Annotated in this window: 11 protein-coding genes and 1 pseudogene; 2 read left to right on the forward strand and 10 right to left on the reverse strand. The window is 72.2% G+C overall.

The genetic code is table 11. From position 1 onward, the window contains the following. Window positions 1-39: 39 nt before the first annotated feature. The 4 genes from LNW72_RS16920 to LNW72_RS16935 all read right to left on the reverse strand — a co-directional run bounded on the left by LNW72_RS16920 (window position 40) and on the right by LNW72_RS16935 (window position 3,363). The gene (locus LNW72_RS16920; RefSeq protein ID WP_250976186.1) at window positions 40-1,347 is read right to left on the reverse strand and encodes a DUF4175 domain-containing protein; all 1,308 of its coding nucleotides are present in this window, start codon (window positions 1,345-1,347) and stop codon (window positions 40-42) included. A gap of 238 nt (window positions 1,348-1,585) precedes the next feature. Next, window positions 1,586-2,287 (reverse strand): LPXTG cell wall anchor domain-containing protein, encoded by a 702-nt coding sequence (locus LNW72_RS16925; protein ID WP_250976187.1) that lies wholly within the window; start codon window positions 2,285-2,287, stop codon window positions 1,586-1,588. A gap of 104 nt (window positions 2,288-2,391) precedes the next feature. Then, on the reverse strand, window positions 2,392-2,871 hold the full coding sequence (locus LNW72_RS16930) for an ATP-binding protein (RefSeq protein WP_250976188.1): 480 nt from the start codon (window positions 2,869-2,871) through the stop codon (window positions 2,392-2,394). A 123-nt stretch (window positions 2,872-2,994) separates the two neighbouring features. After that, entirely contained in the window at window positions 2,995-3,363 is a 369-nt protein-coding gene (locus tag LNW72_RS16935; protein WP_138356116.1) for an STAS domain-containing protein, read from the reverse strand. A gap of 292 nt (window positions 3,364-3,655) precedes the next feature. On the opposite strand from LNW72_RS16935, the gene LNW72_RS16940 reads away from it, so the two are divergent. Next, a complete protein-coding gene (locus tag LNW72_RS16940; protein ID WP_250976189.1) occupies window positions 3,656-4,546 on the forward strand; it encodes an RNA polymerase sigma factor SigF in 891 nt (296 codons plus the stop codon). A gap of 42 nt (window positions 4,547-4,588) precedes the next feature. On the opposite strand, the gene hutI is transcribed toward LNW72_RS16940, so the two are convergent. The 4 genes and pseudogenes from hutI to hutU form a co-directional block, all read right to left on the reverse strand. Continuing rightward, window positions 4,589-5,764 carry an imidazolonepropionase gene (gene hutI / locus LNW72_RS16945; protein ID WP_250976190.1) on the reverse strand — a complete coding sequence of 392 codons (1,176 nt, stop codon included), beginning with the start codon at window positions 5,762-5,764 and terminating at the stop codon, window positions 4,589-4,591. Window positions 5,765-5,817: 53 nt separating this feature from the next. After that, window positions 5,818-7,155, reverse strand: a complete 1,338-nt coding sequence (locus tag LNW72_RS16950; protein ID WP_250976191.1) for a formimidoylglutamate deiminase — start codon at window positions 7,153-7,155, stop codon at window positions 5,818-5,820. Continuing rightward, a pseudogene (locus LNW72_RS16955) lies at window positions 7,146-8,335 on the reverse strand (allantoate amidohydrolase). Before LNW72_RS16955 ends, LNW72_RS16950 begins: the two are co-directional and overlap by 10 nt. A gap of 11 nt (window positions 8,336-8,346) precedes the next feature. Beyond that, window positions 8,347-10,011, reverse strand: a complete 1,665-nt coding sequence (gene hutU, locus LNW72_RS16960) for a urocanate hydratase (protein WP_250976192.1) — start codon at window positions 10,009-10,011, stop codon at window positions 8,347-8,349. Between the two features lie 118 nt (window positions 10,012-10,129). Here hutU and LNW72_RS16965 point away from each other — a divergent pair, with 118 nt between their 5' ends. Further along, complete coding sequence (locus LNW72_RS16965; RefSeq protein ID WP_250976193.1) at window positions 10,130-11,464, forward strand: diaminopimelate decarboxylase; 1,335 nt, start codon at window positions 10,130-10,132, stop codon at window positions 11,462-11,464. Window positions 11,465-11,808: 344 nt separating this feature from the next. On the opposite strand, the gene LNW72_RS16970 is transcribed toward LNW72_RS16965, so the two are convergent. Both LNW72_RS16970 and LNW72_RS16975 read right to left on the reverse strand, forming a co-directional pair. Then, window positions 11,809-12,324 carry a hypothetical protein gene (locus LNW72_RS16970; RefSeq protein ID WP_250976194.1) on the reverse strand — a complete coding sequence of 172 codons (516 nt, stop codon included), beginning with the start codon at window positions 12,322-12,324 and terminating at the stop codon, window positions 11,809-11,811. 126 nt (window positions 12,325-12,450) lie between these two features. Next, entirely contained in the window at window positions 12,451-13,395 is a 945-nt protein-coding gene (locus tag LNW72_RS16975) for a MurR/RpiR family transcriptional regulator (protein WP_250976195.1), read from the reverse strand. Window positions 13,396-13,504: the final 109 nt, after the last annotated feature.

A 13,504-nucleotide genomic window follows, 5' to 3' on the forward strand; every position in this document is an offset into this window, starting at 1 on the left:
GTCTGGCATCTCCCTCGGTCCGAGTTAACTGACTGTGCGTCAGGTCAGGGTCAGGGTCAAGACTCCGGAATAGGTTCCTGGACCGGAGTAGGCCGGAACGTTCAGCGACAGGCCCGCGTCGGCGGTGAACTCACCACCGGTCACGGTGCCGTTGGACGTACTGGCCAGCGTGGCGCCACCCGTGCCCACGGCGCCGGGCGAACCCGCCGCGCAGACACTGAGGCTGCCCGCCTTGGCGGTGCAGGACGGGGTCCAGCTGAGCTTGTCGGCACCGATGACGGCGCCTCCCGGGCCCTTGAAGTCGGTGACCGCGCCGGTCAGGGACCAGCCCGCGGCGCCGCCACGGAAGTCCTTGACGGTGACCGTCTGCAGTGCGCCGGTCGAAGCGCCGCCGTCACCGAAGTTCACCGGGGTCATCTCCACGGTGTCGCCGGCCTGGGTCATGGAGAGCGTCCCGGCGGTGACCGAGGCGTTGAGCTTCTGGCTCCCCGGCGGGATCGGGGTGTTGTCGTTGACCTTGTACGCGGCGGGCCCGGCGGCGGTCGCCGGGTCGTAGCTCGCGCCCTCGAAGGCCACGATGCCGGTGGTCGCGAGGTCGTTGACGACGAGCGAGGCGGTGAAGCCGCCCTGCGCGTCGGCGGTCGCGGAGGTCATGTCCGCGGTCGGGTTGGACCCGGCGATGGCCAGGACCGTGACGGTGGCACCCGCGGTGAAGTGTCCGCCGGTGACGGCGACCGCGGTGCCCGGGTCGCCCTGGGCCGAACCCAGCGCGAGGGTCCGCGGGTTGGGGGTGGTCGCCGGGCTCGCGGTGACGGTCTCGGAGACCGGCGCGGGCCCGCCGGTGACGGTGCAGACGGTGTCCAGCTCCAGGATGTAGCTGGTGTGGATGGTGTAGTCACCGGGCGACAGGGTGATGGCGCCGGGAGCGGTGACCACGAAGGTGCCGGTCATGACCAGCGGCGGGAAGGAGCCCTTGCCCGGGATCGGCGGGTTGCTCTTGGGGCCGGTCACGGCGACGGCGCCGGTCTGGACACCGCCGAGCACGACGCTGGCGCGGGGCGTGACGACATCGGCGGGCAGCGCGATGTCCGTCGGGTTGCTCGCGGCCGCCTTGGTGAGGGTGTAGGTGACGGTGACCGTGTCACCGACCTTCGGGTTGGCGGGCGCGACCGACACGGTCGCGTTGGACACGCCGTCGATGGGCGGCAGCCCGGCCACGGCGGGCGGAATGCAGTGCGTCTGGAAGTCCACGGCCGTCGCCGCCTGGGCGGGCGCCGCGAGCACCGCGCCGCCCCCCACCATGAGTGCGGCGGCCCCGAGCACGGCGGCCAGTCTCCGTCCGCGCATGACGGATCTTCGCGCGTGAGCGATCATCTTGTCCCCTTGATCACGGTCCGGGCGCAGCGTCCCTTTTCCTCTGCGCCGACGCTGGACATTGAGACGGGACGGCCGAAAGAAGTCAATGGAGCCGGACGACCAGATTTGACTGACCGTCAGATACAACATCCGTACTGGTCAGGGCAGTTGCGACCGTGGACATGCCGGGCCGCGGCACCGACGCCCGAGTCGGTGCCACGGGCCCGGATCAGCGGGTTCTGGCGGCCCGGCGGGTGAGCCAGAGCACGCCGGCGACCCCGGCGAGCAGTACCGTGCCGCCGAAGGTGCCCAGCGCCACGGCACTGTCGGCCGGACCGGTCTGCGGCAGCGTGGCGTCCGGCGGGGCCGTGGCACCACTGTCGCCGCCACCGCCCGCCGCCTTGACGTCCAGCGCCAGCGAGGGCTTGGGGCTGTTGGTGGCGTTGCAGGTCGTGACCGTGCCGAGGGCCTTGATGGTGAGCACACCGGCCGTGAAGGTGACCTTGCCCGACTTCTTGGGCGTGTAGGTGCCGGTCAGATCGTTGATCTTGATGGGGGTGTTGGCGGGGATCGCCGCGTCGTTCGCGGTGCCGACCACCGACACCGAACCGGAGTCCGCACCGCCGACCTTGATCGTCGCGCTCGGGTTCATCGCCCCCTTGCCGAGTTCGATCGGGCTGGAGGAGACACCCTTCTTGAAGCTCATCGTGAGTTTGTAGCCGGAGCCGGACGGGACGCTCGTGATGTCGATGGGCGACACCGCGTCCTTCTTCCCGATCGGCGACTGACAGCTGTAGGCGACGTCCACCGTTTCGGCGTGTGCGGCCGGGGCGACCAGCAGCGCCGCACCCGCCGCGGTCGCCGTCGCGAGGGCCAGTACTCCACCGCGGGCGGCCGCTCTGCTGAGGACGCTGTTCATGACGTGTTTCATCGGCTCTTCTCCCTTCCGCCACAAGTTACTGACGGCACATCAGATTCGGCGGCCGACAGTACGCCCGTGATCTTGGAGAGGGAAGGGAAGTGCAGAGGGGGAAATCAGGCGGGAGCTGCGAGTTCGGCCCAGACCGTTTTGCCCGGCTGCTCGGGGTGCCGCGCGACGCCCCAGTCCGTGCACAGCCGCTGCACGATGAACATGCCGTGCCCGCCGGGCCGGCCCGCCCGGTGCGGAACGCGCGGCTCCGGCTCGCCCGCCCCGCTGTCGGCGACCTCGAGTCGCAGCACCTTGGGGCTGTGGATCAGCCGCAGCTCATCGGGGCCGTCCGCGTGCAGGCACGCGTTGGTGACCAGTTCCGAGACGACGAGCAGCACGTCCTCGGCCGCGGCCCGGCGCTCCGGCGAGGAGGCGGGCAGCCAGCCCCAGGCCTGCAGCGCCTCGCGAGTGAAGTCGCGGGCGCGCGGGACGATGGCACTCTCACCCAGGAGCCGCAGAACCCGCGCGGATCCGGCCTCGGGCACGACAATGTCGCCCGGGTCCGAACCGCGGTCGTCCGCCGCGTGGGGCCGAGTGGTGCTCATCAGCGCCTCACCTCACCGATGTCCGACAGTTTCAGGAGTCTCCTGCCCGACGAATTCCCGGGGACACCTCGGGAGCTCTACCAAACAGGGTGGAGTGGGAGATCGCCACCGGCGATGCTTCCGTCACTCCTGCAATGCCTCGTCCAGGGTTGCGTGGACGGTGAACACGGCTTCGGCACCCGTGATCTCGAACACACGAGCGACCACCGGCAGCATACCCGCCAGATGGACCTTCCCACCGGCCGCCTCGGCCTTCAGCCGGGCGCCCAGCAGGACGTTCAATCCGGTGGAATCACAGAAATCCAGCTGGGAGCAGTCCACCACGAGCTTGGTGCAGCCCGCGGCGACACACGCTTCGAGCGGCTCGCTGAGCAGCTCCGCGGTGTGGTGGTCGAGCTCGCCCGCAGGCGTGACGACGGCGTACGTGCCGTGCTGTCGCACGTCCACGTGCAACCGGTCCCGGCCGGCCGTACCGACCATCCCGCGGTCCATGTGCGCTCCTCTGGAATCTTGGGTCATGCGCACCCCGAACCCTACGCGCATCCCGAATCACGGGGAAGCGACCCCTCAGCTGCCCGGTGGACGCCCCTCGGATGCCTCCCGCCTGCCCCCTCCGCGGCCCGCTAATCGCCCGTTGGGACGGTCGGCCGGAAGTTGCGCCACACGCGTGAAACGGGGTAGGGGTTGAACAACACCTATCGAAAACCGGCCGCCTCGGAGGCGCAGCACACCGTATTAGAGGCATGGCACCGGCAGCCTGATGCCGTAACCGAGGGAGGAGAGCATGACACCCCGGCCTGACGCGATCACCGCGACGACGACCAGCCCGTCCGTTGGCTCTGAGCAGGAAGACCTGGAAGAGCCGGAGGGGCTGGAGGGCCTCCCCGAGATACCCCCGTTCGAGACGGTGGGTCCGGTCGACGCACGAGCCCTGTCCAAGACACTGTTCCTGCGCCTCGAGACGCTGGACGAGGGCACGTACGAATACTCCTACGTCCGCAACACGCTCGTGGAGCTCAATCTCGCCCTGGTGAAGTTCGCGGCTTCCCGGTTCCGCACCCGCAGCGAGCCGATGGAGGACATCATCCAGGTCGGCACGATCGGCCTGATCAAGGCGATCGACCGCTTCGAGCTCAGCCGCGGCGTGGAGTTCCCCTCCTTCGCGATGCCGACGATCATCGGCGAGATCAAGCGCTTCTTCCGTGACACCAGCTGGTCGGTACGGGTACCGCGCCGGCTGCAGGAGCTGCGGCTCGACCTGGCCAAGGCCGGCGACGAGCTGGCCCAGCAGCTGGACCGCTCACCGAACGTGGCCGAGCTGGCCGCCCGGCTGCGGATCACCGCGGAAGAGGTCATCGAGGGCATGGCCGCGAGCAACGCGTACACCGCGAGCTCGCTCGACGCCCAGCCCGACGAGGACGACTCCGAGGGGGCGCTGACCGACCGCATCGGCTACGAGGACCACGACCTCGAAGGCATCGAGTACATCGAGTCCCTGAAGCCGCTGATCGCCGAGCTCCCGGCGCGCGACCGCAAGATCCTCTCGCTGCGCTTCACCGGCAACCTCACCCAGTCGGAGATCGGCGAGGAGCTCGGCATCTCACAGATGCACGTCTCGCGCCTGCTCTCCCGGACACTGGCGCGCCTGCGGCGCGGGCTGCTCGTCGAGGAGTGACGGTTCGCCGAGGAGTGACGGTGTGCGTCGCCCGGCCACGGGTCAGGCGGCGCGGACCCCGCCCTGCCACACCCGGCTGACCAGCGGCACACCCGGCCGGTAGGCCAGATGTACATGGCTGGGGGCGTCGAGCAGCATCAGATCCGCTCGCGCCCCCGCCGTGATCCTTCCCACGTCGTCCCTGCGCAGGGCCCGCGCGCCGCCGAGCGTCGCGGCCGCGACCGCCTCGTCGGGCGTCATCCGCATGTCCCGTACGGCGACGGCGATGCAGAACGGCATCGAGCTGGTGAAGCTCGACCCCGGGTTGCAGTCCGTCGACAGCGCCACCGCCGCGCCCGCGTCGATCAGCCGGCGGGCGTCGGGGTAGGTGGCGCGGGTGGAGAACTCGGCGCCGGGCAGCAGCGTCGCCACGGTGGCGCCACCGCTGGACGAGAGGGCGTCGACGTCCGCGTCCGTCAGATGCGTGCAGTGGTCGGCGGACGCCGCCCCCAGCTCGACCGCCAACTGCACGCCGGGCCCGTAGGTCAGCTGGTTCGCGTGGACCCGCGGGATCAGTCCGGCCCGGGCGCCCGCGGTGAGGATCGCCCGCGCCTGGTCGCCGTCGAACGCCCCCTTCTCGCAGAACACGTCCACCCAGCGGGCGTGCGGCGCGCAGGCCTCCAGCATCGGCCCGGTGACCAGGCCGACGTAGCCGGCCGGGTCGTCCGCGTACTCCGGCGCGACGATGTGCGCGCCCAGGTACGTGGTCTCCGGGGTGTGCGCGGCGGCGATCCGCAGACTGCGCGCCTCGTCCTCCGCGGTCAGCCCGTAGCCGGACTTCGTCTCGATGGTCGTGGTGCCCTGCCGCCGCGCCTCGGCCACATAGCGGGCCACGGTGGCGTCCAGCTCGGCGTCACTGGCGGCACGGGTCGCGGCGACCGTGGTCCTGATGCCGCCGGCGGTGTACGGCGTGCCGGACATCCGGGCGTTGAACTCCTGGGTGCGGTCACCGCCGAACACCAGGTGCGAGTGCGAGTCGACGAACCCGGGCAGCGCCGCCCGGCCGCCCGCGTCGTACACGTCGTCGGCGGCGGGCGCCCGGTCCGCCGGGCCGACCCAGGCGATCAGGCCGTCGGCCATGACCACCGCCGCGTCCGCGACCAGGCCGAGCGGCCCGGTGCCGAGGTCCGGGTCGTTGGTGACCAGGCTGCCGATGTTGGTGATGACGGTGGTGGGCATCGCGCGATCTCCGTGGGTCTGGGGGCACCTCCCAGCGGTAGCTGGGGGAGAGGTCAGGAACGCCGCAGACGGGCGACGGCCGCGCCCATCGCGGCCGGGACGTCCGGCACCAGCTGATGGGTACCGTCCCGGACGATGTGCCGCCCGCCCACCACGGTGTGCCGTACGTCCGCGGCGGTCGCGGCGTACACGGCCGTCTCCGCGGCGAGGCGCGGCAGCGTGCCGGCGGTGCGGACCGAGTCCAGGGCGACGGTGGTGAAGTCGGCGAGCGCGCCGGTCTCGAGCTGGCCGGCGTCCGCCCAGCCGAGCGAGGCATGGCCGTCGGCGGTGGCGGCCCGCAGCAGCTGGGCCGCGGTCCAGTGCCCGCGGGTGCGGGTGCGCAGCCGCTCGTTGAGTTCCATGGCGCGGGCCTCTTCGAGCAGGTCGATGACGGCGTGGCTGTCGCTGCCGAGCGAGAGCGGGCTCCCGGCGAGCTGGACCTCGCGCGCCGGGCCGATGCCGTCGGCGAGGTCGCGTTCGGTGGTGGGGCACATGCAGACGACGGTGCCGCTGTCGCCGAGCAGCCGGATGTCCGCACCGGTGAGGTGGGTGGCGTGCACGGCGGAGGTCTGGGGGCCCAGCGCCCCGTGGTCCGCGAGCAGCCGCGTCGGTGTACGGCCGTGGGCCTTCAGACAGGCCTCGTTCTCGGCCGGCTGCTCCGACAGATGGACGTGCAGCGGGGCCTGCCGCGCCGCCGCCCACTCCGCCGCCCTGGCGATCCCGGCCGGCGGCACGGCGCGCACCGAGTGGACCGCCGCGCCGATCCGGACGTGGTCGCGGTCCTTGAGGGCGTCGGCGCGCTCCGCCCAGGCGTCGGGGCCGGCGTCGGCGAAGCGCACTTGGTGCCGGTCGGGGGGCGCGCCGAATCCGGACGAGAAGTAGGCGGTGTCCAGCAGCGTGATCCGGATGCCCGCCTCCCCCGCGGCGGCGATCAGGGCCTCGCCCATGGCGTTGGGGTCGTCGTACGGCGTGCCGCCGGGACCGTGGTGCAGATAGTGGAACTCGCCGACGCAGGTGACGCCGGCCAGCGCCATCTCCGCGTACACCGCCCGCGCGAGCGCGAAGTAGGTGTCGGGGTCGAGCTCCGCCGCGATCGAGTACATGATCTCGCGCCAGGTCCAGAAGGTGCCGGACCCGACCTGGACGGTGCCGCGCAGCGCCCGGTGGAAGGCGTGCGAGTGCGCGTTGGCCAGTCCCGGCAGGGTGAATCCGCGCAGCGCGACGGCGCCGGGCGGCGGAGTGCCGACACCGGTCCTGACTGCGGTGATCCGGCCGCCGGCCGTGTCGATCGCCACGCCCGGCTCGACGACTCCGTTGAGCCAGGCGTGTTCCGTCCAGTACGTCAGCTGCACGCGAGACCTTCCAGTACGTCGGCGAGCGCGGTCACCCCGGCGAGGCAGTCGTCCTCGGCGGCGGTCTCGGCGGGTGAGTGCGAGACGCCGGTGGGGTTGCGTACGAACAGCATGGCGGTCGGGGCACTCGCCGACAGGATCCCGGCGTCGTGTCCCGCGCCGGTCGGCAGCACCGGGACGACACCGCCGAGCAGCTTCGCGACCTCGTCGCGCAGCGCGTGCTCGAACTCGACGACCGGGGTGAACGACTCACGGGTGACGCGGACGTCGATGCCGTCGCGGGCCCCCGCTCGGCGGCGGCGGCCTCGATCCCGGCCACCACCCGGTCCAGCGTCTCCTGGTCGGCGGCCCGGGAGTCGAGCCAGCCGCGTACCAGCGAGGCGATGGCGTTGACGCCGTTGGGCTCGACGCTCACCTTGCCGAAGGTGGCCAGTGCCCCGGCCGCCTGGGCCTCCCGGCGGGCGGCCAGCACCGTGTCGGCGTAGTTGAGCATCGGGTCGCGGCGGTCCTCCAGGCGGGTGGTGCCCGCGTGGTTGGCCTCTCCGTGGAAGTCGAACCGCCAGCGGCCGTGCGGCCAGATCGCGGACGCGATGCCGACGGCGTCGCCGCTCAGGTCCAGTGCCCGGCCCTGCTCGACGTGGAGTTCCACGAACGCGCCGATGCGGGCGAGCCGCTCCGGGTCGGGGCCGATGCCGGCCGGGTCGTAACCGGCCTGCTCCATGGCCTGCGGCAGGCTGACGCCGTCCGCGTCGCGCAGCGCGTACGCCTTGTCCTTGGTGAGCTGCCCGGCGGCCAGCCGCGATCCGACGCAGGCGAGCCCGAAGCGGGCGCCCTCCTCGTCACCGAAGTTGACGATGGCCAGCGGCTTGCCGAACGCCGCTCCGCGCTCGCGCAGTTCGTCGAGCGCGGCGAAGGACGAGACGACGCCCAGCGGCCCGTCGAAGGCGCCGCCGTCCGGTACCGAGTCCAGGTGCGAGCCGGTGACGACCGCGTCACCGGCGGCCGGGTCGCCCAGCCAGGCCCACTGGTTGCCGTTGCGGTCGACCTCGTACGTCAGCCCGCGGCCTTCCGCCTGCGCCCGGAACCACGCCCGGCAGTCCAGGTCGGCGCCGCTCCAGGCGTAGCGGCGGTATCCCCCGGAGACGGAGCTGCGGCCGATCGGCAGCAGCTCCGTCCACATGCTGTGGAAACTCACTCGGAGTCGCCCTCGCGCATCGGGATCCGCACACCGCGCTCGTCGGCGATCTCGTCGGCGCGGTCGTAGCCCGCGTCCACGTGCCGGATGACGCCCATGCCCGGGTCGTTCGTCAGCACCCGGCGGATCTTCTCGCCGGCGAGCTTGGTGCCGTCCGCGACCGTGACCTGTCCGGCGTGCAGGGAGCGGCCCATGCCGACGCCGCCACCGTGGTGGATGGAGACCCAGGACGCGCCGGAGGCGACGTTGACCATGGCGTTGAGCAGCGGCCAGTCGGCGATGGCGTCGGAGCCGTCGAGCATGGCCTCGGTCTCGCGGTACGGCGAGGCCACCGAGCCGCAGTCCAGGTGGTCGCGGCCGATGACGAGCGGCGCGGCCAGCTCACCGCTGGCGACCATGTCGTTGAAGCGCTCGCCGGCCTTGTCGCGCTCGCCGTAGCCGAGCCAGCAGATACGGGCGGGCAGGCCCTGGAAGTGGACCTTGTCCTGCGCCAGCTTGATCCAGCGGTGCAGCGACTCGTTCTCCGGGAACAGGTCGAGGATCGCCTTGTCCGTCTTGTGGATGTCGGACGCCTCGCCGGACAGTGCCGCCCAGCGGAACGGGCCCTTGCCCTCGCAGAACAGCGGCCGGATGTAGGCGGGCACGAACCCGGGGAAGTCGAACGCCCGCTCGTACCCGGCGAGCTGTGCCTCACCGCGGATCGAGTTGCCGTAGTCGAAGACCTCGGCACCGGCGTCCATGAAGCCGACCATGGCCTCGACGTGCCGGGCCATCGACTCGCGGGCCCGCAGCGTGAAGTCCGCGGGCTTCTCGGCCGCGTACGTGGCCATCTCGTCGAACGCGATGCCCACCGGCAGATAGGCCAGCGGGTCGTGCGCGGAGGTCTGGTCGGTGACGATGTCGATCGGCGCGCCCTCGGCGAGCATCTGCGGCAGCAGCTCGGCGGCGTTGCCCAGCAGCCCGATCGACAGCGGCTCGCGCTTGTCGCGGGCCTCGGTGGCGAGCTGCATCGCGTGCGCCAGGGAGTCGGCCTTGACGTCCAGGTAGCGGTGCTCGATACGGCGCGAGATCGCCCGCGGGTCCACGTCGATGCAGATCACCACGCCGCCGTTCATGGTGACGGCCAGCGGCTGGGCGCCGCCCATGCCGCCGAGCCCGGCGGTGAGCGTGATGGTCCCGGCCAGCGTGCCGCCGAACTTCTTGGCGGCGACCGCGGCGAACGTCTCGTAGGTGCCCTGGAGGATGCCCTGGGTACCGATGTAGATCCACGAGCCGGCCGTCATCTGGCCGTACATGGTCAGACCCAGCGCCTCCAGGCGGCGGAACTCCTCCCAGTTGGCCCAGTCGCCGACCAGGTTGGAGTTGGCGATGAGCACCCGCGGCGCCCACTCGTGCGTCTGCATCACGCCGACGGGACGGCCGGACTGGACGAGCATCGTCTCGTCCTGCTTCAGCGTCTGGAGGGTGCGGATCATGGCGTCGAACGAACGCCAGTCACGCGCGGCCTTCCCGGTGCCTCCGTAGACGACCAGCTTCTCGGGGTGCTCGGCGACCTCCGGGTCGAGGTTGTTCTGGAGCATCCGCAGCGCGGCTTCCTGCTGCCAACCCTGAGTGCTCAGTTCCGTACCGCGCGGCGCCCGCACGATCCTCGGTCCCGACATCGGCCCGGCCTCCCTCTGTGCATCGATGGATCTATCCATTCACATCCTGTCCTGCTGAATACATCTAGTCAACAGGGTGGGGTGGCATTGCCCCATACCGGGTGATGGGATGGCCGGCATGACGCCGGACGCGACAGCACGACGGGGCCACGCGCTGCGCGCGGCAGTGGAACTGCATCTACTCACTCCACACAACCCGGTCATCGGCCTCCTCGACGTCACCGGTGTCCACGAGACCGCGGCCGCCCTCCAGGACGCCTTCGCCACCCCGGGCGTCACCGTCACCCACACCTTCGCCGTCAAGGCCGCCGCCCTCGTCCCGGTCCTGCGACTGCTCGCCGGCCTCGGCCTCGGCGCCGAGGTCGCCAGCCCCGGCGAGCTCGCCATCGCCCGCGCCGCGGGCCTGCCGGCCGACCGCATCGTCCTGGACTCCCCCGCCAAGACCGTCGCCGAACTGCGCGAAGCACTCGCGCTGGGCATCGCCGTCAACGCCGACAACCCGCAGGAACTCGGCCGCCTCGACGCGCTGGTCGCCGCGGCCCCGACCACGTCCCCCATCGGCCTGCGGGTCAATCCGCAGATCGGCGGCGGCAGCATCGGCGCCATGAGCACCGCCACCGCCACCTCGAAGTTCGGCGTCGCGCTGCGCGACGACGGCGCCGAGGAGTGGATCCTGCGCGCCTACGCCGACCGCCCCTGGCTCAACCGGCTGCACACCCACACCGGCTCCCAGGGCGTACCGCTCGCCCTCATGGCGGCAGGCGTCCGGGCCGCCTACGACCTGGCCGAGCGCATCAACACGGCCGCCGGCCGCCGGCAGATCACCACCCTCGACATCGGCGGCGGCCTCCCCGTCAACTTCACCTCCGACGAGGTCACGCCCACCTTCCACGACTACGCGCGGCTGCTGCGCACCACCGTCCCCGGCCTCTTCGACGGCCGCTACACGATCGTCACCGAGTTCGGGCGCTCACTCCTCGCCAAGGCCGGCACGGTGCTGGCCCGCGTCGAGTACGCCAAGTCGGCCGGCGGCCGGCCCATCGCGATCACCCACGCGGGCGCACAGCTCGCCACCCGTACGGTCTTCGTCCCCGACGCCTGGCCGCTGCGCGTCGAAGCCCTCGACGCCAAGGGCCGCCCCAAAGGCGGCGACCCCGTCCTCCAGGACGTCGCCGGCCCCTGCTGCTTCGCCGGCGACCTCCTCGCCCAGGCCCGCCCCCTCCCCCTCCTCGAAGCAGGCGACCTCGTCGCCCTCCTCGACACCGGCGCCTACTACTTCTCCAACCACTTCGCCTACAACTCCCTCCCCCGCCCGGCCATCCACGGCTACCAAGCGTCCGCCGACGGCTCGGTGACGTTCGCGCTGGTGCGCGCGGCCCAGACGATCGAAAGCGTGCTCGCCGAGAGCGGCGCCGATGAGAGCGAAGCTCTGACCGGTCTCGGGCAGGGGTGAGTGCCACGCGCCTCCGGCGGGGGTGCGGGTACGTCGGCGCCCGCGACGCCGTATCGCCTGCGGCGGGCTTTTCCCCACCGACCGCCCTTTGCCATCGGCAACGGAGGAGCGTCGGCACCTGACGGCCCGAGGGAGGAAGAGCGGATCGCGGGTGCCCCGGGCCGCAGGGACGGGGCCCCAGCCGGCGCCAAACCCGCACGGGGCCACGCTCGGAGGGTCGGGGGACGGGGCCGGAGGGGTGGGGTTTCGAAATGCTGCCGAGCTATTTGTGGGCCGCCAGGCCCGTAAATAGTCGATTTCGAAGCCCCGCCCCGCAGGGCCCGGCCCCCGACCCGGCCCGTGAACTACCGCCCCGCCGCGAACCCGGTCGTCTCGTACGCCGACGAAACCCCGCCCCGATCCGGCCGCACCCAGTACCGCACGTCCCCCGCCCGCTCCAGCCGCTCGAACCACAGCGACTTCACCCAGAGTCCCGCCCCGGCCCCCGCCAGCAGCATTCCGCCCGCGGAAGAAGCGAGCAGCGTGGACGCCGCGGCAAGAGCGAACGCCGCGAGCAGCCACCACCGGTGGCCGCGGACCCAGATCCGCGCCGTCACCCGGCGGTCCTGGAGGAAGACGGACTTGCCGGCCCGCGTGGCGTCCGCGCCGAGCGCCACGTATCGCCCGCGCCGTACCGCGAAGGCGACGACCGCCGCGACGATGAACAGGGCTGCCCCGCCGAGTATCCCGATCCGGCGGCCGGTCACGCCGGGGACGAACACGCCTCCCACGGCGGCCACCGCGCCCAGCCACAACAGCCAGCGCGCAGCGACCCGCACCAGCACCCCCACCCGAGCCAGCGTGTAAGCCCCGCGTGCCACGACCGTCCTCCTCCGATACGTCCACACCGCTACGCAGCGTCCAGTTGCACGGGAGGGTACTCAGCGATCCTCAGAATTTCATGAGGGCCCGGTCGGTCGGCGCACAGCGTCAGTCGGCGCACAGCGTCAGTCGGTGAACAGCCCCCGCGCAGCGGCCCGCGCGTCGAACTCCTCGAGGCTCGCCTGGGCGTCCGGCAGGTGATCGCACATCGACTCCAGCAGGACGCGTCCGAGCAGCATCGGGGCGCAGGCCGTGTCGAAAGCGAGCCCGGTGCCCACCGCGGCAGGCAGCAGCAGGTCGGAGCAGGCGGCGACCGGGGCGAAGGCGCTGTCGGCGACGGTGACGACCGTCAGACCGGCCTGGCGCGCGTACGTCAGGGCCTCGACGACCTCGCGGGGATGCCGCGGCAGCGCGAAGCAGAGCAGCGCGCTCGCGCCCGCCCGGACCGCGCCGTCGACGCGGTCGGCGAACATCGTGCCGCCCTCGTCGAGCAGCCGGACGTCGGGGTGGACCTTCGCGGCGAAGTACGCGAAGCCGCGCGCCTGCGCGCCCGCCGCGCGCAGGCCGAGGACGGGCAGCGGGCGGGACGCGGCGAGCACGGCGCCGGCGCGGGCGACGGGCGCTGGGTCGGCGAGGAGGGCGGCGAGGTGCCGGAGGTTCTCGATCTCGGCGTGCACGGCCTGCTGGTACTCGTTGTACGGGGCGGCCTCGGGGCCGGGCCGTACCGGCGCGACCTCGCGCAGGTGGCGGCGGAGCGCCGGGTAGCCGTCGAAGCCGAGCGCGACGGCGAAACGGGTGACGGACGGCTGGCTGACCCCGGCGAGCTCGGCGACCTCGACGCTGGACAGGAACGGCGCGTCGGCCGACCGGCGCACCAGGCAGTGGGCGATCCGGCGCTGCGTCGGGGTGAGCCGGTGCGACTCGAACAGCTTCAGCAGCCGCGCCGAAGCGCCCTCGGCCGCGCCCTCGCCGGCACCCGCACCCGGGCCCGCTCCCAGGACCGCGCCCAGGCCCGCACCGACGCCCGCGCCCGCCTCCGCGGCGTCGCCCCCGTCCTCCGTGGTACCCATCAACGTCCTCCTGGCCTATTCAGTCGTCGCTGACTCTGCATGAATCCATGCAGCATTGGCAAGGAGTGTCCACCGGACGCGTCAGAACCGGCGGCCGGCGTGGCTACGC

Source organism: Streptomyces sp. RKAG293 (assembly GCF_023701745.1).
Lineage (GTDB): Bacteria > Actinomycetota > Actinomycetes > Streptomycetales > Streptomycetaceae > Actinacidiphila.

Excerpts from the sequence above, each read along its gene's own strand:
- hutI (WP_250976190.1), bottom strand. The coding sequence starts at position 5,764 with ATGCCCACCACCGTCATCACCAACATCGGCAGCCTGGTCACCAACGAC.
- LNW72_RS16935 (WP_138356116.1), bottom strand. The coding sequence starts at position 3,363 with ATGGACCGCGGGATGGTCGGTACGGCCGGCCGGGACCGGTTGCACGTG.
- LNW72_RS16940 (WP_250976189.1), top strand. The coding sequence starts at position 3,656 with ATGACACCCCGGCCTGACGCGATCACCGCGACGACGACCAGCCCGTCC.
- LNW72_RS16965 (WP_250976193.1), top strand. The coding sequence starts at position 10,130 with ATGACGCCGGACGCGACAGCACGACGGGGCCACGCGCTGCGCGCGGCA.
- LNW72_RS16975 (WP_250976195.1), bottom strand. The coding sequence starts at position 13,395 with ATGGGTACCACGGAGGACGGGGGCGACGCCGCGGAGGCGGGCGCGGGC.
- LNW72_RS16920 (WP_250976186.1), bottom strand. The coding sequence starts at position 1,347 with ATGCGCGGACGGAGACTGGCCGCCGTGCTCGGGGCCGCCGCACTCATG.
- LNW72_RS16925 (WP_250976187.1), bottom strand. The coding sequence starts at position 2,287 with ATGAAACACGTCATGAACAGCGTCCTCAGCAGAGCGGCCGCCCGCGGT.
- LNW72_RS16930 (WP_250976188.1), bottom strand. The coding sequence starts at position 2,871 with ATGAGCACCACTCGGCCCCACGCGGCGGACGACCGCGGTTCGGACCCG.
- hutU (WP_250976192.1), bottom strand. The coding sequence starts at position 10,011 with ATGTCGGGACCGAGGATCGTGCGGGCGCCGCGCGGTACGGAACTGAGC.